The organism is Enterobacter cloacae complex sp. IR5422 (assembly GCF_049238165.1).
GTDB lineage: Bacteria > Pseudomonadota > Gammaproteobacteria > Enterobacterales > Enterobacteriaceae > Enterobacter > Enterobacter roggenkampii.
In genome coordinates this window covers 1-22,348 of sequence record NZ_JBMKHT010000023.1, presented here as the reverse complement: position 1 = coordinate 22,348, position 22,348 = coordinate 1, and the positions used below count along the sequence as shown (strand labels likewise).

Below are 22,348 nucleotides of genomic sequence, written 5' to 3'. Positions count from 1 at the left end.
GTAGCAATGGGAATTCCCGCGCTTAGCATCTGCGCCATTCTGGCGATAGTTCCGTTACTCTGGTTACCTGAACTGCCTTCCCCCAACACCGTGTGGGTAATGATGGCTGGCGGGCTAGCGCTTGCTGCATGGCAAAACAGTCGACTGAAGTATGCGGGTATGACGCTGTTATTTTGTGCCTGGGGCATTTTGGCCGCGCAGGAGAGCGTCTGGCCGATGCAGCATTTAACAACGGGGGCCGTGCAGGCTGAGATAGAGCTCACCGCGACTGATGGCGCCACTCAGCATCAGGGAAGCATTCTAAGCGTCAATGGCAAGCGCTGGTGGGCCTCTACCGGCGTAACGCTGTATGGCAATTATCTGCCGCAAAAGGCGTGTGCAGGGCAGCGCTGGAGCGTGACGCTCAGGCTCAGGCCTGCACACGGCGAACTCAACGACGGCGGTTATGATGCTCAGCGCAGCGCTTTTGCCCGACATCAAACGCTGAGCGGGCGCTTCACCCGTGCGGAGATCGTCGACGGGCGCTGCAGCCTGCGAGCGCAATATCTGATGTCGCTGCAAAACCGACTTTCAGCTTACCGATGGGGAGCGGTTATCCTGGGGCTTGGGATGGGAGAACGCCTGGAAGTACCCCGTGAAATAAAAGACCTGATGCGGGAAACCGGCACGCTGCATCTGATGGCGATTTCGGGTCTGCATATCGCGCTGGCAGCCTCTCTCGTCTGGTTACTTGCACGTGGATTCCAGTTTTTATTACCCAGCCACCGCGTCCACTGGCAAATGCCTCTCCTTGCCGGGTTGTTCTTTGCTGCTTTCTACGCCTGGCTTACCGGTCTGCAACCGCCTGCGCTGAGGACGATCATCGCCCTTGCGGTGCTTGCTATGTTGCGGATTACTGGCCGTCAGTGGTCTCCCTGGCAGGTTTGGAGCTGCTGCATCGCGGCGATACTGATTAACGATCCCCTGGCCGTACTTTCGCAGAGTCTGGTTCTGTCAGCCTTTGCCGTCGCCGCGCTGATTTTCTGGTTTCAGTGGCTGCCTCTTCCCGACTGGAATTGGACACGAAGGATGCGGCCGCTACTGAACCTGATTTATCTGCAGGTCGGGATGTTGCTGCTGCTCATGCCGTTACAGGTTCTGATTTTCCATGGCTTCAGCTTCTCCTCCCTGGTCGCGAATCTCTTTGCCGTTCCCCTGGTAACGTTTGTCTCCGTCCCGCTGATCCTGCTCGGTATGCTGCTCCATTTGCTACCGCTGGCTGCGGTAGAAAGTGCCATCTGGTTTGCCGCCGATAAGTCGCTTGCGGGACTCTTCTGGCTACTGATGCGCCTGCCAGATGGCTGGCAGAATGTCGATCAACGCTGGCAAATCATGGCATTACTGCCGTGGTTGAGTATTATTGCCTGGCGTTTTCGTGCCTGGAAAACCGTTCCTGCCGTTTGTCTTGCAGGCAGTGTCCTGCTGACATTTCCCCTCTGGCGAGCGGAAAAAAGCGAGAGCTGGACGCTGCATATGCTGGACGTGGGGCAGGGGCTGGCCATGGTCATTGAAAGGCAGGGAAAAGCCATTCTTTATGATACCGGGCTCGCCTGGCCGGACGGAGACAGCGCGCAGCGGTTAATTATTCCCTGGCTTCGCTGGCATCACCTACGGCCAGAAGGAGTGATTCTCAGTCATGAACACCTCGACCATGCAGGAGGCCTCGCGTCGTTGCAAAAAGCATGGCCGGATATATGGGTAAGAAGCCCGTTACGCAGGACGGGACACCGCCCTTGTTTTCGTGGGCAGAAATGGGAATGGCAGGGATTAACCTTCACCGTCCACTGGCCTCCTGAAAATTACCCGGCCCAGGGGAATAACCATTCCTGTGTGGTAAAGGTGGACGACGGGGAGCAAAGCGTTCTGCTAACAGGGGACATTGAAGTGCAGGCGGAACAGGCTATGCTTAGCCATTACTGGCGTCATCTGAGGGCCACGCTCATACAGGTCCCCCATCATGGCAGCAATACCTCGTCTTCATTGCCGCTGGTACAGCGGGTGGAAGGACAGATCGCCCTGGATTCTGCGGCCCGTTATAACGCATGGCACTTCCCGTCGGCAAAAGTCGTTCGACGTTATCGAAAAGAGGGATATATCTGGCACGATACCCCTCATTCAGGACAAATATCGGTGACATTCTCGCAACATCACTGGCAAATCCGGCGCTTGCGAGAGCAAATTTTACCACGTTGGTATCATCAGTGGTTTGGCGCGCCCGTCGATAACGGGTAGAATATGCGGCTATTTCAACAATGCTGGTTTTTTGAATGCATAACGACAAAGATCTCTCCACGTGGCAAACGTTCCGCCGACTCTGGCCGATGATTGCCCCTTTTAAAGCAGGCTTGATCGTGGCGGGTGTAGCGTTAATCCTCAACGCAGCCAGCGATACCTTTATGCTATCGCTTCTCAAACCGTTACTGGACGACGGTTTTGGTAAAACGGATCGCTCAGTGCTGCTATGGATGCCTCTGGTGGTTATCGGACTGATGATCTTACGCGGTATCACCAGCTATATCTCCAGCTACTGCATTTCCTGGGTATCCGGGAAAGTGGTGATGACCATGCGCCGTCGACTGTTCAGTCACATGATGGGCATGCCGGTTGCGTTCTTTGACAAGCAGTCAACCGGGACGCTGCTGTCGCGGATCACCTACGACTCCGAGCAGGTTGCCTCTTCCTCTTCCAGCGCGCTGATTACGGTTGTGCGCGAGGGCGCGTCGATTATCGGCCTGTTCGTGATGATGTTCTACTACAGCTGGCAGCTGTCGCTCATCCTTATCGTTCTGGCACCTGTGGTTTCTATTGCTATCCGCGTCGTCTCAAAACGCTTCCGTAATATCAGCAAGAATATGCAGAATACGATGGGGCAGGTGACTACCAGCGCAGAGCAGATGCTGAAAGGGCATAAAGAAGTGCTGATTTTTGGTGGTCAGGACGTTGAAACCAAACGCTTTGATAAAGTGAGCAACAAAATGCGTCTGCAGGGGATGAAAATGGTCTCGGCCTCTTCTATCTCCGACCCGATTATTCAGCTGATTGCCTCACTGGCGCTGGCGTTCGTTCTGTATGCGGCAAGCTTCCCGAGCGTCATGGAGACGCTGACGGCGGGTACCATCACCGTGGTCTTCTCCTCAATGATCGCCCTGATGCGTCCGCTGAAATCACTGACAAACGTCAACGCCCAGTTCCAGCGTGGGATGGCGGCCTGTCAGACCCTGTTCAGCATTCTGGATTCCGAGCAGGAAAAAGATGAAGGCAAACGCGTCATTGAGCGCGCGAACGGCGACGTTGAGTTCCGCAATGTGACCTTTACCTATCCTGGTCGTGAAACACCGGCTCTGCGCAATATCAACCTGACCATTCCGGCGGGGAAAACCGTTGCGCTGGTAGGCCGTTCCGGCTCGGGTAAATCGACCATTGCCAGCCTGATCACCCGTTTCTACGACATTGACGAAGGTGAAATTCTGTTAGACGGTCACGATCTGCGGGAGTATACCCTGCAGTCGCTCCGTAACCAGGTGGCGCTGGTCTCCCAGAACGTGCACCTGTTCAACGATACCGTGGCAAACAATATTGCTTATGCACGCACTGAAGAGTACAGCCGCGAGCAGATTGAGAACGCCGCACGTATGGCCTACGCGATGGACTTTATCAACAAGATGGATAACGGTCTGGATACCATCATCGGCGAGAACGGTGTACTGCTCTCTGGTGGGCAGCGTCAGCGTATTGCCATTGCCCGAGCGCTGCTGCGCGACAGCCCGATACTGATCCTGGACGAAGCGACCTCTGCGCTGGATACGGAATCTGAACGCGCGATTCAGTCGGCGCTGGATGAGCTGCAAAAGAACCGCACCTCGCTGGTGATTGCGCACCGTCTGTCGACTATCGAGCAGGCTGATGAAATCGTCGTGGTTGAGGATGGGGTCATTGTTGAACGAGGAAGCCATGCTGATCTGCTGGAACACCGCGGCGTTTACGCTCAGCTTCATAAGATGCAGTTCGGCGAATGATTGCACGCATCTGGTCCGGTGAATCCCCGCTGTGGCTGCTGCTTTTGCCGCTCTCCTGGCTCTACGGCCTGGTGAGCGGCATTATCCGTCTGCTTTATCGTCTTGGGGTGAAGCGGGCCTGGCGCGCGCCGGTGCCCGTTGTGGTCGTCGGTAATCTTACGGCGGGCGGCAACGGCAAAACGCCGGTGGTGATCTGGCTGGTGGAGCAGTTGCAAAAGCGCGGTATACGCCCGGGCGTGGTATCGCGGGGATATGGTGGTAAAGCGGCGCATTACCCGCTGTTGCTGACGGCGGAAACCACGACGGCTGAAGCGGGTGATGAACCGGTATTGATTTTCCAGCGTACTGGCGCCCCTGTTGCGGTCTCCCCGGTGCGCAGCGATGCCGTCCGGGCCCTGCTTGCCGAACATGCGGTACAGATCATTATCACTGACGATGGTCTGCAGCATTATGCCCTGGCGCGAGATAAAGAGATTGTGGTCATCGACGGGGTTCGCCGTTTTGGGAACGGCTGGTGGTTACCTGCCGGACCCATGCGCGAACGCGCTTCGCGTCTGAAGTCCGTTGATGCGGTGATCGTGAACGGTGGTGAGGCGAAAACGGGTGAAATCCCGATGCACCTGCAGCCGGGTCTGGCAATCAACCTGGTGACGGGTGAACGCCGGTCGGTTTCAGAGTTGCCTTCACTGGTAGCGATGGCGGGCATTGGTCATCCGCCGCGCTTCTTCGCGACGCTGGAACAGTGTGGTGCCCGGCTGAAAAAACGCGTTCCGCTGGCCGACCACCAGGCGCTGGTGGAAGGGCAGGTCGCTGCCCTGACCGTACCCGGGCAGTCGCTGATCATGACCGAAAAAGATGCGGTGAAATGCCGCGCCTTTGCGAAAGATAACTGGTGGTATCTGCCGGTTGACGCCGAACTCAGCGGTGAGCAGCCGGAACATTTGCTCAAGGAACTGATTGCGTTGGTGCACTAAAGGCTTACGCGGTTCTGGTGGCGCTTTGACTGACAGGAAAACGCATGTCTTTACCGCAACTCTCGCTCTCAGCCGCACGTAATCTCCACCTTGCCGCGCAGGGGCTGCTCAAAAAGCCCCGCCGCCGCGCGCAGCCTGCCGATATTCTCTCTACCGTACAGCGCATGTCGCTACTCCAGATCGACACCATTAATATTGTGGCACGTAGCCCTTACCTGGTGCTGTTCAGCCGCCTGGGGAGCTATCCTTCTCAGTGGCTGGATGAGGCGCTCAGCAAGGGGGAGTTGATGGAGTACTGGGCGCACGAAGCCTGCTTCCTTCCACGCAGCGATTTTGCCCTTGTGCGTCACCGTATGCTTGCGCCGGAAAAGATGGGCTGGAAATACCGACAGGCGTGGATGCAGGAACATGCGGCTGAAATAGAGCAGCTCATCGCGCATATTCAGGAAAACGGTCCTGTACGCTCCGCCGATTTTGAACACCCGCGCAAAGGTACAAGCGGCTGGTGGGAGTGGAAGCCGCACAAGCGTCATCTCGAAGGCCTGTTTACCTCAGGCAAAGTCATGGTGATTGAGCGGCGAAATTTTCAGCGTGTCTACGACCTCACGCATCGCGTGATGCCCCACTGGGACGACGAGCGCGACCTGCTTACCCAAGAGGCGGCTGAGGCCATTATGTTAGAAAACAGCGCCCGTAGTCTGGGGATTTTTCGCTCGCAATGGCTGGCAGATTATTATCGCCTGCGCCAGCCCGCGCTGAAACCGCTGCTGGACATGTGGCAACGCGAACAGCGCGTCATTCCCGTTACCGTGGAAACGCTGGGCGAAATGTGGCTACATGCGGATCTCCTCCCGCTATTGCCTCAGGCCCTGGAGGGGAAACTGCAGGCGACCCACAGCGCGGTATTGTCGCCTTTCGACCCGGTCGTCTGGGACAGAAAACGCGCCGAGCAGCTCTTTGATTTCAGCTACCGGCTGGAATGTTATACCCCGGCCCCAAAGCGCCAGTATGGCTACTTTGTTTTACCGCTCCTGCATAAGGGGCAGCTGGTCGGGCGCATGGATGCCAAAATGCACCGCAAGACCGGCACGCTTGAAATCATTGCGCTTTATTTGCAAGAGGGCGTCAGGGTGACGGCGAGCCTGGAAAAAGGGTTAACGTCCGCCATTAGCGAATTCGCGCGCTGGCAGGGGGCCGACGACGTGACGCTGGGCCGGGTACCTGACGGATTGTTTACATCCTGTCGAAGTGGCTGGGAAACAGGCACGCCCTGAAAAAGGAATGTGTTAAGCTTTAGCGATTACCCATACGGAGGAACTATGGATCACCGTTTACTTGAAATTATTGCCTGCCCGGTATGCAACGGCAAACTCTACTACAGCCAGGACAAACAAGAGCTCATTTGCAAGCTGGACAGCCTGGCTTTCCCGCTGCGCGACGGTATTCCTGTATTGCTGGAAAACGAAGCCCGTTCCCTGGTGGCAGAAGAGAGCAAACCATGAGTTTTGTTGTCATTATTCCTGCGCGTTATGCCTCAACGCGTCTGCCGGGTAAGCCGCTGGTGGATATCAACGGCAAGCCGATGATTGTGCATGTCCTTGAGCGTGCGCGTGAATCCGGTGCTGACCGCGTGATTGTTGCCACCGATCATCCGGATGTCGCTCGTGCTGTTGAGGCGGCAGGCGGTGAGGTATGCATGACCCGCGCCGATCACCAGTCCGGCACCGAGCGTCTGGCAGAAGTGGTTGAGAAATGCGGTTTCAGTGATGATACGGTTATCGTAAACGTGCAGGGTGACGAGCCGATGATCCCCGCTGTCATTATCCGTCAGGTGGCCGAAAACCTGGCGCAGCGTCAGGTCGGAATGGCCACGCTGGCGGTACCCATTCATCATGCAGAAGAAGCTTTCAACCCGAATGCGGTGAAGGTCGTCATGGATGCGGAAGGCTATGCGCTCTATTTCTCCCGTGCCACGATCCCGTGGGATCGCGATCGCTTTGCGCTTTCTAAAGAGACCATCGGTGATACCTTCCTGCGTCATATTGGGATCTACGGCTATCGCGCCGGCTTTATTCGCCGTTATGTGGCCTGGGCCCCGAGTCCGCTGGAGCATATCGAAATGCTGGAGCAGCTCCGCGTGCTCTGGTACGGCGAGAAAATTCACGTTGCCGTTGCTGAGGAAGTCCCCGGCACGGGCGTAGACACCCCTGAAGATCTTGAGCGCGTTCGCGCTGAATTGCGTTAATCTTACCGGCATCTCTCCGTTGGGAGAGATGCACTCTCCGGTTTATTTTTCACTTTCTTTTTCCTGATTGATCTCTTCCGGGTGACATCTTCATTAAGGACGCTCATTATAAAAGCAGTAGTCTTAATGGGGGTAATCTCATATGGAACAGCTGCGTGCCGAACTTAGCCATCTGCTGGGTGAAAAGTTAAGCCGGGTCGAATGCGTGAGTGAAAAAATCGATACCGCGCTCTGGTCGTTGTACGACAGTGAGGGTAACCCAATGCCGCTGATGGCACGGAGTTTCACGTCACCCGGCGTTGCCAGGCAGCTTGCATGGAAAATGTCGATGCTGGCGCGGGAGGGAACCGTGCGTATGCCGACGGTGTATGGCGTGATGACCCATGAGGAACACCCCGGCCCGGACGTACTGCTAATTGAACGTTTACGTGGTGTACCCGTGGAAGCGCCCGCGCGAACGCCGGAACGCTGGGAACAGCTGAAAGACCAGATTGTCGAGGCGCTGCTGGCGTGGCACCGTCAGGATAGCCGCGGACTTGTCGGGCCGGTCGACAGCACTCAGGAAAATCTCTGGCCGCTGTGGTATCGCCAGCGGGTTGAAGTGCTGTGGGGAACGCTTAACCAGTTCAACAATACCGGTTTAACCATGCAGGACAAACGTATTCTCTTTCGCACCCGGGAGTGTTTACCGGCGCTGTTCGAAGGTTTTAACGATAACTGCGTGCTGATCCACGGTAACTTCACCCTGCGCAGTATGCTGAAAGACCCCCGCAGCGATCAGCTTCTGGCGATGGTGGGGCCGGGGATCATGCTCTGGGCTCCGCGCGAATATGAGCTGTTCAGGCTCAGCGACAGCGGGGCGGCGGAAGGTTTACTGTGGCATTACCTTCAACGCGCCCCCGTTGCGGAAGCGTTTCTCTGGCGGCGCTGGCTCTACCTGCTCTGGGACGAAGTTGCGCAGCTGGTTAACACCGGACGCTTTAATCGCGCAAACTTCGATCTGGCGACTAAATCACTCTTGCCCTGGCTCGCCTGAGGAACCTTTCAGCCACTGCCAGAGGCGTCCGAGCGTCTCATAACCGACGCGATCGCTGTGCATCAGCCACACCGGGGAGGGGATTACCCGCTCCCACGGATTAAGCGGCGCGTCGATGGCCATCTGGTTCGCCGGTGCGGGAAGCGGGTGCAGGCCCTGTTTTTCAAAGAAAATCATCGCGCGCGGCAGGTGCGAGGCGGAGGTCACCAGTAAGAACGGGGCATCGCCAATCGCCTGCTTCACTGCGGCAGCTTCTTCTTCAGTATCTTTTGGGCTGTCCAACGTGATGATTGAGGAGCGCGGTACGCCGAGTGATTCCGCGACCCGGGCACCCGCTTCCGCCGTACTCACCGGGTTCGTTTTGGCCGCCGCGCCGGTAAAGATCATTTTTGATCCCGGATTCGCCAGCCAGAGGAGAATGCCTTCGTTTAGCCGCGGCAGGCTGTTGTTGATCAGGTTTGAGCTGGGGGCCCAGTCAGGATCCCAGGTATATCCGCCGCCCAGCACAACGATGTACGCCACTTTCTGATTTCCCTGCCATGTCGGGTACCTGTTTTCGATGGGGCGTAACAGACCATCAGCCACCGGCTGCAGGCTCAGCAGCAGCAGGACCAACCAGCCGAACGTGATCAGCGTTTTGCCACTCTTCTGAAAGCGACTGAACCACACCAGCGCCAGCCCCAGCGCGATGATGATGAGCAGCAGCGGAAGGGGAAGCATCATCCCTCCAATGTATTTCTTAAGGGTAAAAAGCATCCTTTTTGGTTCCTTTTTTGACCATATAGCAGGTGATTGACGGTGATATTACACCAGAGAGGTTCATTCTCCGCGCGGGTGTGACAAAATAGCGGTTTTGCAGTTAGCGAGTGGAACTCTCCCAATGCGGGATCGCAATTTTGATGACATCGCGGAAAAGTTTTCGCGCAACATTTATGGCACCACGAAAGGGCAGCTCCGTCAGACGATCCTCTGGCAGGATCTGGACACCATTCTGGCTACCTTTGGTGGTCAAACGTTGCGCGTGCTGGATGCCGGAGGCGGTGAAGGGCAGACGGCCATAAAAATGGCGGAACGCGGTCATCACGTCACGCTTTGCGATCTTTCTGCTGAAATGGTCGCCCGCGCGACGCGTGCGGCAGAAGAGAAAGGTGTGAGCGACAACATGCATTTTATACAATGCGCCGCTCAGGACATCGCACAGCATTTGGAAACCCAGGTTGATCTGATATTGTTTCATGCGGTGCTGGAGTGGGTTGCCGATCCGCTAAGCGTGTTACAAACCCTGTGGTCGATGTTGCGCCCGGGCGGCACGCTGTCGTTGATGTTCTACAATGCTAACGGCTTCCTGATGCACAACATGGTTGCGGGAAACTTCGACTATGTTCAGGTCGGGATGCCCAAAAAGAAAAAACGCACGCTTTCCCCGGACTATCCGCGCGATCCACAGCAGGTCTATGGCTGGCTGGAAGCGATTGGCTGGCAGATTGTCGGGAAGACGGGCGTCAGGGTGTTTCATGATTATCTGCGTGAAAAACACAAACAGCGTGACTGTTTTGACACCTTAACAGAATTGGAAACGCGGTATTGCCGCCAGGAGCCTTTTGTCAGCCTTGGCCGCTATATTCACGTCACCGCGCACAAGCCGCAGATGCAAGGATAACCTATGAGTGAATTTTCCCAGACAGTCCCCGAACTGGTTGCCTGGGCCAGGAAAAACGATTTCTCCATCTCGCTGCCGGTAGACAGACTCTCTTTCCTGCTGGCGGTTGCCACGCTGAACGGCGAGCGGCTGGATGGGGAAATGAGCGAGGGTGAACTGGTGGACGCGTTCCGCCATGTCAGTGATGCGTTTGAGCAAACCAGCGAAACCATTAGCGTGCGTGCCAACAACGCAATTAACGATATGGTGCGTCAACGTCTGCTGAACCGCTTTACCAGCGAGCAGGCGGAAGGAAACGCCATCTATCGCCTGACGCCACTGGGCATCGGCATCACCGATTACTACATTCGCCAGCGCGAATTTTCCACGCTGCGTCTGTCCATGCAGCTGTCGATCGTGGCCGGTGAGCTTAAGCGCGCCGCCGATGCGGCAGATGAAGACGGTGACGAATTCCACTGGCACCGAAACGTCTATGCACCGCTGAAATACTCGGTGGCGGAAATCTTCGACAGTATCGATCTGACCCAGCGCCTGATGGACGAACAGCAGCAGCAGGTCAAAGACGATATCGCACAGCTGCTGAATAAAGACTGGCGTGCAGCCATCTCCAGCTGTGAACTTCTGCTGTCAGAAACCTCCGGTACGCTGCGTGAGCTGCAGGATACGCTGGAAGCCGCAGGGGATAAGCTGCAGGCGAACCTGCTGCGCATCCAGGACGCGACGCTGGCGCACGACGATCTGCACTTTATCGACCGTCTGGTGTTCGACCTGCAGAGTAAACTGGACCGCATCATCAGCTGGGGCCAGCAGTCGATCGACCTGTGGATCGGCTACGACCGACACGTGCATAAATTTATCCGTACCGCGATCGATATGGATAAAAACCGCGTCTTTGCCCAGCGTCTGCGCCAGTCGGTGCAGACCTATTTCGATGCGCCGTGGGCGCTGACCTACGCCAATGCCGATCGTCTGCTGGATATGCGCGACGAAGAGATGGCATTGCGTGATGAAGAGGTAACCGGTGAACTGCCGCCGGATCTGGAATACGAAGAATTTAACGAAATTCGCGAACAGCTTGCGGCGATGATCGAAGAACAGCTCGCGGTCTACAAAACCAGACAAGCTCCGCTGGATCTGGGGCTCGTGGTGCGCGACTATCTGGCGCAATATCCTCGCGCGCGCCACTTCGACGTTGCCCGCATTGTGGTAGACCAGGCCGTTCGCCTGGGTATCGCGCAAGCCGATTTCACCGGACTGCCGCCGAAGTGGCAGCCAATTAACGATTACGGAGCCAAGGTACAGGCGCATGTCATTGACAAATATTGAACAAGTGATGCCGGTTAAGCTGGCACAGGCGCTGGCGAATCCGTTATTTCCGGCGCTGGACAGCCAGCTGCGTGCCGGTCGTCACATTGGCTTAGACGAGCTGGATAATCACGCCTTTTTGATGGACTTCCAGGAGTACCTGGAAGAGTTTTACGCCCGCTACAACGTGGAGCTTATCCGCGCGCCGGAAGGGTTTTTCTACCTGCGCCCGCGCTCCACGACGCTGATTCCGCGTTCCGTGCTCTCCGAGCTGGATATGATGGTCGGCAAAATTCTCTGCTACCTCTACCTCAGCCCGGAACGTCTGGCGAATGAAGGGATCTTCACCCAGCAGGAACTTTACGACGAGCTGTTGACGCTGGCAGATGAGAGCAAGCTGCTCAAGCTGGTGAACAACCGCTCCACGGGGTCGGATCTCGACCGTCAGAAACTACAGGAAAAAGTCCGCTCTTCCCTGAACCGTCTGCGTCGTCTGGGGATGGTCTGGTTTATGGGGCACGACAGCAGCAAATTCCGCATTACGGAATCTGTCTTCCGCTTCGGCGCCGACGTGCGTGCGGGCGATGACGCGCGTGAAGCGCAGCTTCGCATGATCCGCGACGGTGAAGCGATGCCGGTGGAAAACCATTTGCAGCTCAATGATGAGCATGAAGAGAATCTGCCGGATAGCGGGGAGGAAGAGTAATGATTGAACGCGGTAAATTTCGCTCACTGACGCTGATTAACTGGAACGGCTTCTTTGCCCGAACGTTCGATCTGGATGAGCTGGTGACGACGCTCTCCGGCGGTAACGGGGCGGGTAAATCCACCACCATGGCGGCGTTTGTCACGGCGCTGATCCCTGATCTGACGCTGCTTCACTTCCGTAACACCACCGAAGCGGGGGCCACAAGCGGTTCCCGTGATAAAGGTCTGCACGGGAAGCTGAAGGCCGGCGTCTGTTATTCGGTTCTGGACGTCATTAACTCCCGCCATCAGCGCGTGGTGGTGGGCGTGCGCCTGCAGCAGGTTGCCGGTCGCGACCGTAAAGTCGACATTAAACCGTTCGCCATCCAGGGGCTGCCAACGTCTGTACAGCCGACGGCGCTGCTGACGGAAACCCTGAACGAGCGCCAGGCGCGCGTGCTGACGCTGCAGGAGCTGAAAGATAAGCTCGAAGCGATCGAAGGCGTGCAGTTCAAGCAGTTCAACTCGATTACAGACTACCACTCGCTGATGTTCGATCTCGGCGTGGTGGCGCGTCGTCTGCGCACGGCATCAGACCGTAGCAAATACTACCGCCTGATCGAAGCGTCCCTGTACGGCGGTATCTCCAGCGCCATTACCCGTTCCCTGCGCGACTACCTGCTGCCGGAAAACAGCGGCGTGCGTAAGGCCTTCCAGGACATGGAGGCGGCGCTGCGTGAAAACCGCATGACGCTGGAAGCGATTCGCGTGACCCAGTCTGACCGCGATCTGTTTAAACACCTGATCAGCGAAGCCACTAACTACGTGGCGGCGGACTACATGCGCCACGCCAACGAGCGCCGCGTCCACCTCGATCAGGCATTAGAATACCGCCGCGAGCTGTTTACCTCCCGCAAACAGCTGGTGGCCGAGCAGTACAAGCACGTCGAAATGGCGCGCGAGCTCGGTGAGCACAACGGTGCTGAAGGTGACCTGGAAGCCGATTACCAGGCCGCCAGCGATCACCTGAACCTGGTGCAGACCGCGCTTCGTCAGCAGGAGAAAATCGAGCGCTATGAAGCGGACCTCGACGAGCTGCAAATTCGTCTTGAAGAGCAAAATGAAGTGGTGGCCGAAGCCGCCGAGATGCAGGAAGAGAACGAAGCCCGCGCCGAAGCGGCCGAGCTGGAAGTGGATGAGCTGAAAAGCCAGCTTGCCGATTATCAGCAGGCGCTGGACGTGCAGCAGACGCGCGCGATCCAGTACACCCAGGCACTGCAGGCATTACAGCGTGCGAAAGAGCTGTGCCATCTGCCAGACCTGACGCCGGAAAGCGCCGACGAGTGGCTGGATACCTTCCAGGCCAAAGAGCAGGAAGCCACTGAGAAACTGCTCTCCCTCGAACAGAAAATGAGCGTTGCGCAAACGGCGCACAGCCAGTTTGAGCAGGCCTATCAGCTGGTTGTGGCGATTAACGGCCCGCTGGCGCGTAACGAAGCCTGGGACGTTGCCCGCGAGCTGCTGCGCGACGGCGTGAACCAGCGCCATCTGGCTGAGCAGGTTCAGCCGCTGCGTATGCGTCTGAACGAGCTGGAACAGCGCCTGCGCGAGCAGCAGGAAGCCGAGCGTCTGCTGGCCGAGTTCTGCAAACGTCAGGGTAAACATTACGATTTCGACGAGCTTGAGGCCCTGCATCAGGAGCTGGAAGCGCGTATCGCTGCGCTTTCAGACACGGTCTCCAGCGCCAGCGAACAGCGTATGACCCTGCGCCAGGAGCTGGAACAGCTTCAGTCCCGTTCGCAAGCGCTTCTGCAGCGTGCCCCGGTCTGGCTGGCGGCCCAGAGCAGCCTTAACCAGCTCAGTGAGCAGTGCGGCGAGCAGTTCGAATCCAGCCAGGAAGTCACTGAATACCTGCAGCAGCTGCTGGAGCGCGAGCGCGAGGCGATTGTTGAGCGTGATGAAGTGGGCGCGCGCAAGCGTGACGTCGACGAAGAAATTGAGCGCTTAAGCCAGCCGGGCGGTGCGGAAGACCCGCGCCTCAATGCCCTGGCAGAGCGTTTTGGCGGCGTGCTGCTGTCTGAGATTTACGACGATGTAGGCCTGGACGATGCGCCTTACTTCTCGGCACTGTATGGCCCGTCGCGTAACGCGATCGTGGTGCCGGATCTGTCGCTGATTTCTGAGCAGCTTGCCGGTCTGGAAGATTGTCCGGAAGATCTCTACCTGATCGAAGGGGATCCGCAGTCGTTCGATGACAGCGTGTTCAGCGTCGACGAGCTGGAAAAAGCGGTGGTGGTCAAAATCGCCGACCGTCAGTGGCGCTATTCCCGCTTCCCGGAACTGCCGCTGTTTGGCCGCGCCGCGCGTGAAAGCCGCATCGAAAGCCTGCACGCCGAGCGTGAGACGCTGTCTGAACGTTTTGCGACGCTGTCGTTTGACGTGCAGAAAACCCAGCGTCTGCATCAGGCGTTTAGCCGCTTTATCGGCAGCCATCTGGCCGTGGCCTTCGAAGCCGACCCGGAAGCCGAAATTCGCAAACTCAATACCCGCCGTGGCGAGCTGGAACGGGCGATTGCCAGTCATGAAAGCGACAACCAGCAGAGTCGCGTCCAGTTCGAGCAGGCAAAAGAGGGCGTCGCGGCCCTTAACCGTATTCTGCCGCGCCTGAATCTGCTGGCGGATGACACGCTGGCCGACCGCGTGGATGAGATCCAGGAGCGTCTGGATGAAGCGCAGGAAGCCGCGCGCTTCGTGCAGCAGCATGGCAATCAACTGGCGAAGCTGGAGCCGGTTGTCTCTGTCCTGCAGAGCGACCCGGAACAGTTCGAGCAGTTAAAAGAAGACTATGCCTGGTCGCAGCAGGTGCAGCGCGAGGCGCGTCAGCAGGCGTTCGCCCTGACGGAGGTGGTGCAGCGTCGCGCCCACTTCGGCTACTCCGATTCGGCAGAAATGCTGAGCGGTAACAGCGATCTGAATGAAAAGCTGCGTCAGCGCCTTGAGCAGGCGGAAGCGGAGCGTACCCGCGCCCGCGAAGCGATGCGCAGCCACTCCACTCAGCTGAACCAGTACAACCAGGTGCTGGCCTCGCTGAAAAGCTCCTTCGACACCAAGAAAGAGCTGTTAAACGACCTGCAGAAAGAGCTTCAGGACATCGGCGTTCGTGCCGACAGCGGGGCGGAAGAGCGCGCGCGCATTCGTCGTGATGAGCTGCATGCTCAGCTCAGCAATAACCGCGCGCGTCGCAATCAGCTGGAAAAAGCGCTGACCTTCTGTGAAGCGGAGATGGATAACCTGACCCGTCGCCTGCGCAAGCTGGAGCGCGACTACCATGAAATGCGCGAGCAGGTCGTGACCGCCAAGGCAGGCTGGTGCGCGGTAATGCGCATGGTGAAAGACAATAACGTTGAGCGTCGTCTGCACCGTCGCGAGCTGGCGTATCTCTCTGCCGATGAGCTGCGTTCCATGTCGGATAAGGCGCTGGGTGCGTTGCGTCTGGCGGTGGCGGATAACGAACACCTGCGCGATGTCCTGCGTATGTCAGAGGATCCGAAACGCCCTGAACGTAAAATCCAGTTCTTCGTGGCGGTTTACCAGCACCTGCGCGAGCGTATTCGTCAGGACATTATCCGTACCGACGATCCGGTCGAAGCCATTGAGCAGATGGAAATCGAACTGGGGCGCCTGACGGAAGAGCTGACTTCTCGCGAGCAGAAGCTGGCGATCAGCTCCCGCAGCGTGGCGAATATCATCCGCAAAACCATTCAGCGCGAGCAGAACCGTATCCGCCAGCTGAACCAGGGTCTGCAGAGCGTGTCGTTTGGCCAGGTGAACAGCGTGCGCCTCAACGTCAACGTGCGTGAAGCCCACGCGACGCTGCTGGAAGTGCTGTCTGAGCAGCACGAGCAGCACCAGGATCTGTTCAACAGCAACCGTCTGACCTTCTCCGAAGCGCTGGCGAAGCTGTATCAGCGCCTGAACCCGCAGATTGATATGGGACAGCGTACGCCGCAAACCATCGGGGAAGAGCTGCTGGATTACCGTAACTACCTGGAAATGGAGGTAGAGGTAAACCGTGGTTCAGACGGCTGGCTGCGTGCGGAATCCGGGGCGCTCTCTACCGGTGAAGCGATCGGTACCGGGATGTCGATTCTGGTGATGGTGGTACAGAGCTGGGAAGACGAAGCGCGCCGCCTGCGCGGCAAAGACATCTCCCCATGCCGACTGCTGTTCCTGGATGAGGCGGCGCGTCTTGATGCGCGCTCCATTGCCACGCTGTTTGAGCTTTGCGAACGTCTCGATATGCAGCTCATCATTGCCGCACCGGAGAACATCAGCCCTGAAAAAGGGACAACCTACAAGCTGGTGCGTAAAGTGTTCCAGAACAGCGAACACGTCCACGTTGTGGGGCTGCGTGGCTTTGCACCGCAGCCGCCGGAGTCACTGCCGGAAACCACGGCGGACGCTTCCTGAAGTGTCTTCTGACCCGAAGCGGCGCTCTGGCGCCGCTTTTTTTTAAACTTAACTTGTGCTTAGGGCTGCGTTATCTTTAAACTTCTTTACATAAGGTAAGGCAACAGCTTAGCCGTCTACCTATAATGAAAGAAAGCCCCAACGTGATGGGCATGTCGTGAAAACAGGGGGCAAGGGATGTTGCTTAAGAAAAAATGTGGTCGTCAGCTGTCGGCGCTAAGTTTATGTCTGGCAGTGATGTTTGCTCCACTGTTAACCGCCCAGGCCGACGAGCCTGAAATTGTGCCGACTGACAGCTCGGCAACGACGGGCGCGCAGCCTACGTCGTTGTCCCAGCCGCTGGAACAGTCTCCGGCGACGGCGATCATGGCCGGTATCAAACCGCTGCCGGAAGGCATCGACGCCGAATCGCTCAGCCAGCAGCTGCAGTCGGGGCTGCCGTCAGGCTACACGCCTGTCTATCTCAATCAGCTCACGCTGCTTTATGCCGCCCGCGATATGAAACCGATGTGGGAAAACCGCGATGCCGTGCGCGCCTTTCAGCAGCAGCTGGCGGAGGTCGCAATTGCAGGGTTTCAGCCGCAGTTTACAAAGTGGGTTGAACTGTTAACCGATCCTGCCGTAACAGGGCAGGCGAGAGATGTGGTGCTTTCCGATGCCATGATGGGTTACCTGCAGTTCGTGGCGGGTATTCCGGTCAATGGCAACCGCTGGCTGTACAGCGATAAGCCGTATAAGCTCGCGACGCCAGCGCTGTCGGTGATTAACCAGTGGCAGTTAGCCCTGGATAATGGCGAGCTGCCGCGCTTTATTGCCAGCCTCGCACCGGCGCATCCACAATACGCCACGCTTCACCAGTCGCTCCTCACGCTGGTGGGCGACTCGCGCCCATGGCCGCAGATGCGCGGCGCCGCGACGCTGCGTCCGGGGCAGTGGAGTAGCGATGTGCCTGCCCTGCGCGAGATCCTGGCGCGTTCCGGTATTCTGGACGGCGGGCCACATATCGCCCTGCCAGGCGACGATCCGCAAAACGCGGCGGTCAGCCCGTCAGCGCCCGTGAAAGAGAAAAAAGCGATTGCCGTCAGCAATAAACCCGCAGCATACGATCGCGAGCTGGTTGCGGCAGTGAAGCAATTCCAGGCCGCTCAGGGACTGGGAGCCGATGGCGTCATTGGCCAGACGACGCGAGACTGGCTGAACGTATCGCCTGCGCAGCGGGCAGGGGTGCTGGCGCTCAATATCCAGCGTTTGCGCCTGCTGCCGGGAACCCTTTCTACCGGCATTATGGTTAACATTCCGGCGTATTCCCTGGTCTATTACCAGGACGGTAGCGAAAAACTGGCGTCGCGCGTGATTGTCGGGCGTCCGGACCGCAAAACACCGATGATGAGCAGCGCGCTCAATAACGTAGTCGTTAACCCGCCGTGGAACGTGCCACCGACGCTGGCGCGTAAAGACATTCTGCCGAAGGTCTGGAACGATCCGGGTTATCTGGAACGTCATGGCTATACGGTGATGCGTGGATGGAACAGTAAAGAGGCTATCGATCCTTATATGGTCGACTGGTCGACAATCACGGCGTCAAACCTGCCGTTCCGTTTCCAGCAGGCACCGGGGGCGCATAACTCTTTAGGGCGTTACAAATTCAATATGCCGAGTTCTGACGCTATCTATCTGCACGATACGCCGAACCACAACCTGTTCCAGAAAGATACGCGCGCGCTGAGTTCTGGCTGCGTGCGTGTGAACAAAGCCTCGGAGCTGGCCAATATGCTGCTGCAGGATGCGGGCTGGAACGATACGCGCATTTCGGATGCCCTGAAGCAGGGGGATACGCGTTACGTTAATATCCGACACAATATTCCGGTCAATCTTTACTATCTGACGGCGTTTGTGGGCGAAGACGGGCGGACTCAGTACCGTACAGATATTTACAATTATGATCTCACCGCGCGATCCGGCGCACAAATTTTGCCAAAAGCGGAACAATTAATCAGGTAAATGAAGCAGTTCGGGAAAAATGATTGTCGTAAGTTAGGGTGAATAAGGGGCTATATCGCTGCAAGCCGCGTGTTCACTGGGGTTGGGCGCCTTGACGTACCCGGTTTTGCCAGTTAAGGTGCCCTTCGTGCGCTAAGCATATTACGATTTCTTTTACCTGTAGACCTGATTATCATGGACAAATTTGACGCTAATCGCCGCAAACTGCTGGCGTTAGGTGGTGTTGCGCTTGGCGCAGCGGCCATCTTGCCGACGCCAGCATTTGCCACCCTCTCGACACCTCGTCCGCGAGTTTTAACGCTCAACAATCTTCATACCGGTGAGTCGTTAAAAGCGGAGTTCTTCGATGGCAGAGGCTATATTCAGGATGAATTAGCAAGACTTAACCATTTTTTCCGTGATTTCCGCGCGAATAAAATTAAAGCCATCGACCCTGGACTGTTTGATCAGCTTTACCGCCTTCAGGGCCTGCTGGGCACCAGCAAGCCGGTGCAGCTTATTTCTGGTTATCGCTCTGTTGATACCAATAATGAACTGCGCGCCCACAGTCGCGGGGTAGCGAAAAAAAGCTATCACACGAAGGGACAGGCAATGGATTTCCATATTGAGGGCGTTTCGTTAGCCAATATTCGCAAAGCTGCGTTATCTATGCGCGCAGGTGGTGTAGGATATTACCCCAGCAGCAACTTTGTGCATATTGATACCGGTCCGGTTCGGCACTGGTAATAACGAAACACAGGAGCAGTATGAACTATCGTATTATTCCGGTTACCGCGTTCTCCCAGAATTGTTCACTCATCTGGTGCGAACAGACTAAACTGGCCGCGCTTGTCGATCCCGGCGGTGACGCTGAGAAGATCAAGCAGGAAGTCGCCGACAGCGGCGTGACGCTTATGCAGATTTTACTGACGCATGGTCACCTCGACCATGTGGGCGCAGCGGCTGAACTGGCTGAACACTACGGCGTGCCGATTGTCGGTCCGGAAAAAGAAGATGAGTTCTGGCTACAGGGGTTACCCGCCCAAAGCCGCATGTTTGGCCTGGATGAGTGTCAGCCCCTGACGCCCGATCGCTGGCTGAACGAAGGAGAGCGCGTTAGCATAGGGAATGTGACTTTACAGGTGTTGCATTGTCCTGGGCATACGCCAGGCCATATCGTCTTCTTTGATGACCAGTCTCGTCTGCTGATTTCCGGCGATGTGATTTTCAAAGGTGGCGTAGGACGCAGCGATTTTCCGCGCGGCGATCACGGGCAGCTGATTCAGTCGATTAAACAGAAGTTATTGCCGCTGGGTGATGATGTGACGTTTATCCCTGGGCACGGTCCGATGTCGACGCTGGGCTATGAACGGCTCCATAATCCGTTCCTTCAGGATGAAATGCCTGTCTGGTAACCCGAATAAAAAAAGCCTGCATCATGCAGGCTTTTTTATGGGCGCAAATTACAGTACGGCGACAATCGCTTCGCACAGCGGCGCCATGTTGTCAGGCGTCATGCCTGCAACGTTCACGCGGCCAGACGCTACGGCGTACACGCCGAACTCTTCACGCAGACGCAGAACCTGCTCTTTGGTCAGGCCGCTGAACGAGAACATGCCGTTCTGTTTGATGATAAAGCTGAAGTCGCGGTCCGCGCCTTTCTCCGCCAGGGTGTTCACAAACAGCAGGCGCATGCGCTGAATACGCTGACGCATATCGTTCAGCTCTTGTTCCCAGATGGCGCGCAGCGCATCGTTGCTCAGGATAGTCGCAACAACAGAGGCACCGTGTGCCGGCGGGTTAGAGTAGTTAGCGCGGATAACGGACTTCATCTGGCTGAACGCGCGATCGACTGTCTCATCGTTAGCCGCAACCAGCGTACAGGCACCTACACGCTCATTGTACAGACCAAAGTTCTTGGAGTAGGAGCTTGCAACGATCAGCTCCTGATGCACCGCGGCGAATGCGCGCAGGCCTTCAGCATCTTCTTCCAGACCACGGGCGAAGCCCTGGTAGGCAAAGTCAAACAGCGGCAGCCAGCCTTTTTCTACGGACAGCTTCGCCAGGTGTTCCCACTGCTCAAGCGTTGGATCGATACCGGTTGGGTTGTGACAGCAGCCGTGGAACAGCACCACGTCACCCGCCTGCGCTTCGCTCAGGCTTGCCAGCAGGCCGTCAAAGTCCAGAGAGTGGTTTGCTGCGTCGTAGTAGGCGTATTCACGCACTTCCAGACCCGCAGAATTAAATACGCTCTTGTGGTTCGGCCAGCTTGGATTGCTTACCCAGACACGCTTCACAGAGGTGTTTTTCGCAAGGAAATCCGCCGCCACGCGCAGCGCGCCGGTACCGCCCGGGGTCTGTGCCGTACGGGCACGTTTGTCACTCACAATTGCACTGCCTTTACCGAACAGCAGCTCCTGGGTGCTGCGACCAAATTCAGGGATACCATCAATACCGAGGTAGTTTTTGGTGGTTTCGTTTTCCAGCAGATACTGCTCAGCTTTCTTAACGCTGGTCAGTACCGGAGTTTTGCCGGTTTCATCTTTATATACACCAATACCCAGGTTGATTTTGCCAGGGCGGTCGTCGGCACGAAACAGATCGGCCAGGCCCAGAATCGGGTCGGCAGGAGCGGCGGTAATGTTCTCAAACATGACGAAGTTCCATTGTGATTACAGAAGTGAAATCCGCTATCAGGTTAACGGTAGATTTACAAAATGCCAACCGTTTGCGACGAAAAGCGTGCGGCTTTTCAAAAGTCGCCATTATTTTCTGTCAGGCATAAAAAAACAGGGCCGAAGCCCTGTTCATTAAGCATATAACAAAGTGGTGTTCTGATTAGAACTGGTAAACGAGACCCAGTGCTACGATGTCATCGTTGCTGATGCCCAGTTTGTTGTCATCTTTCAGCTGGTTGATCTGGTAGTCAACATAGGTGGACATGTTTTTGTTGAAGTAGTAAGTCGCGCCAACTTCGATGTAGTTGATGAAATCTTCATCACCAATGCCTTCAACGTCTTTCGCTTTAGATTTGTAGTAAGCGATGGATGGACGCAGACCGAAGTCGAACTGATACTGAGCGACAACAGAGAAGTCCTGAGATTTGTTAGCGAAACCTTTGCTGCTCAAACGCGCGGCGTTGTGCATTTCGCCGTACAGTGCTGCCAGGTAGATGTTGTTTGCGTCATACTTCAGGCCAGTTGCCCACTGCTCAGCCTTATCGCCTTTACCCCAGGCCAGAGTCTGCTGGTTGTTGGTACGGTCAGCTGCGCCGTATGCACCCACAACGCCAAAGCCTTCGAAATCATAGCTGACTGAGGTTGCCCAGCCGTCACCGTTAGAACGTACTGCATCAGCACGGTCATTTTTGCCCAAGTACTGAACGCCAAAGTTCAGACCGTCAACCAGGCCGAAGAAGCCGCTGTTACGGTAAGTCGCCAGACCACCATTACGGCTGGAGAAGAAGTTATCGCTCTTGCCAGTGTCGCCACCGAATTCTGGCAGCATATCGGTGATGCCGATTGCATCATACACCAGGCCATAGTTACGACCGTAGTCGAAGGAGCCTGCATCACCGAATTTCAGACCTGCGAACGCCAGACGGGTTTTGTTACCGGTCTGAGCATCGGCGCCTTCAGAGTTGTTACCCTGGAAGTTGTATTCCCACTGGCCATAACCGGTCAGCTGGTCGTTAATTTTTGTTTCGCCTTTGAAGCCCAGACGAGCATAGGTCTGGTCGCCATCGTTGCTGTCATCATCAGAGAAGTAATGCAGACCAACCGCTTTCCCGTAAAGATCCAGTTTATTAGGGAAGTTGCGATTAAGTGGTCCGCAGCTCCCGATATGACGCCCCAAACCGTCCTTTATCGACGTCCTGTGGCTCAATTTTCCAATTTTCAGCCCAAAATCGTCTCTTCGTGGCTGATTTTGGCCCTG

17 protein-coding genes are annotated in these 22,348 nt (G+C 56.6%); 14 read left to right on the top strand and 3 right to left on the bottom strand.

Features of this window, described 5'->3' with window-relative positions:
- Positions 1-6 precede the first annotated feature (6 nt).
- From ACOTXT_RS12935 to ACOTXT_RS12905, 7 genes are all read left to right on the top strand, one after another.
- A complete protein-coding gene (locus ACOTXT_RS12935; protein WP_333164592.1) occupies positions 7-2,271 on the top strand; it encodes a ComEC family protein in 2,265 nt (754 codons plus the stop codon).
- A gap of 35 nt (positions 2,272-2,306) precedes the next feature.
- Positions 2,307-4,055: a lipid A ABC transporter ATP-binding protein/permease MsbA gene (gene msbA / locus ACOTXT_RS12930; protein WP_008499963.1), complete on the top strand. Its 1,749-nt coding sequence runs from the start codon at positions 2,307-2,309 to the stop codon at positions 4,053-4,055.
- Positions 4,052-5,029, top strand: a complete 978-nt coding sequence (lpxK, locus tag ACOTXT_RS12925; protein WP_333164596.1) for a tetraacyldisaccharide 4'-kinase — start codon at positions 4,052-4,054, stop codon at positions 5,027-5,029. Before msbA ends, lpxK begins: the two co-directional genes overlap by 4 nt.
- Before the next feature lie 44 nt (positions 5,030-5,073).
- Positions 5,074-6,303 (top strand): winged helix-turn-helix domain-containing protein, encoded by a 1,230-nt coding sequence (locus ACOTXT_RS12920; RefSeq protein WP_025912939.1) that lies wholly within the window; start codon positions 5,074-5,076, stop codon positions 6,301-6,303.
- A 45-nt stretch (positions 6,304-6,348) separates the two neighbouring features.
- On the top strand, positions 6,349-6,531 hold the full coding sequence (gene ycaR, locus ACOTXT_RS12915; protein WP_006174474.1) for a protein YcaR: 183 nt from the start codon (positions 6,349-6,351) through the stop codon (positions 6,529-6,531).
- Positions 6,528-7,274 carry a 3-deoxy-manno-octulosonate cytidylyltransferase gene (gene kdsB / locus ACOTXT_RS12910; protein ID WP_008499959.1) on the top strand — a complete coding sequence of 249 codons (747 nt, stop codon included), beginning with the start codon at positions 6,528-6,530 and terminating at the stop codon, positions 7,272-7,274. Before ycaR ends, kdsB begins: the two co-directional genes overlap by 4 nt.
- A 142-nt stretch (positions 7,275-7,416) precedes the next feature.
- Positions 7,417-8,310 carry a YcbJ family phosphotransferase gene (locus ACOTXT_RS12905; RefSeq protein WP_025912940.1) on the top strand — a complete coding sequence of 298 codons (894 nt, stop codon included), beginning with the start codon at positions 7,417-7,419 and terminating at the stop codon, positions 8,308-8,310.
- Here ACOTXT_RS12905 and elyC read toward each other — a convergent pair.
- Positions 8,287-9,066, bottom strand: a complete 780-nt coding sequence (gene elyC / locus ACOTXT_RS12900) for an envelope biogenesis factor ElyC (protein WP_421625321.1) — start codon at positions 9,064-9,066, stop codon at positions 8,287-8,289. The two genes, ACOTXT_RS12905 and elyC, sit on opposite strands and share 24 nt — an antisense overlap.
- Positions 9,067-9,190: 124 nt before the next feature.
- Between elyC and cmoM the strand changes: the two genes are divergently transcribed.
- From cmoM to ACOTXT_RS12865, 7 genes are all read left to right on the top strand, one after another.
- Positions 9,191-9,970, top strand: a complete 780-nt coding sequence (gene cmoM / locus ACOTXT_RS12895) for a tRNA uridine 5-oxyacetic acid(34) methyltransferase CmoM (RefSeq protein WP_008499956.1) — start codon at positions 9,191-9,193, stop codon at positions 9,968-9,970.
- 3 nt (positions 9,971-9,973) lie between these two features.
- The gene (gene mukF / locus ACOTXT_RS12890) at positions 9,974-11,296 is read left to right on the top strand and encodes a chromosome partition protein MukF (RefSeq protein ID WP_008499955.1); all 1,323 of its coding nucleotides are present in this window, start codon (positions 9,974-9,976) and stop codon (positions 11,294-11,296) included.
- Positions 11,277-11,981: a chromosome partition protein MukE gene (gene mukE / locus ACOTXT_RS12885; protein WP_008499954.1), complete on the top strand. Its 705-nt coding sequence runs from the start codon at positions 11,277-11,279 to the stop codon at positions 11,979-11,981. The genes mukF and mukE overlap by 20 nt, the downstream gene beginning before the upstream one ends.
- The gene (gene mukB / locus ACOTXT_RS12880; RefSeq protein ID WP_248248580.1) at positions 11,981-16,432 is read left to right on the top strand and encodes a chromosome partition protein MukB; all 4,452 of its coding nucleotides are present in this window, start codon (positions 11,981-11,983) and stop codon (positions 16,430-16,432) included. The genes mukE and mukB overlap by 1 nt, the downstream gene beginning before the upstream one ends.
- A gap of 177 nt (positions 16,433-16,609) precedes the next feature.
- Positions 16,610-18,433 carry a L,D-transpeptidase gene (ldtD, locus tag ACOTXT_RS12875; protein WP_333164607.1) on the top strand — a complete coding sequence of 608 codons (1,824 nt, stop codon included), beginning with the start codon at positions 16,610-16,612 and terminating at the stop codon, positions 18,431-18,433.
- Positions 18,434-18,607: 174 nt separating this feature from the next.
- The gene (locus tag ACOTXT_RS12870; RefSeq protein ID WP_008499951.1) at positions 18,608-19,159 is read left to right on the top strand and encodes a YcbK family protein; all 552 of its coding nucleotides are present in this window, start codon (positions 18,608-18,610) and stop codon (positions 19,157-19,159) included.
- 20 nt (positions 19,160-19,179) lie between these two features.
- A complete protein-coding gene (locus tag ACOTXT_RS12865; RefSeq protein WP_008499950.1) occupies positions 19,180-19,827 on the top strand; it encodes an MBL fold metallo-hydrolase in 648 nt (215 codons plus the stop codon).
- Positions 19,828-19,875: 48 nt separating this feature from the next.
- Here the strand turns inward: ACOTXT_RS12865 and ACOTXT_RS12860 are convergent, their stop codons facing one another.
- Both ACOTXT_RS12860 and ompF read right to left on the bottom strand, forming a co-directional pair.
- Complete coding sequence (locus ACOTXT_RS12860) at positions 19,876-21,066, bottom strand: amino acid aminotransferase (protein WP_333164610.1); 1,191 nt, start codon at positions 21,064-21,066, stop codon at positions 19,876-19,878.
- Positions 21,067-21,250: 184 nt separating this feature from the next.
- A complete protein-coding gene (gene ompF / locus ACOTXT_RS12855) occupies positions 21,251-22,267 on the bottom strand; it encodes a porin OmpF (RefSeq protein WP_421625320.1) in 1,017 nt (338 codons plus the stop codon).
- Positions 22,268-22,348: the final 81 nt, after the last annotated feature.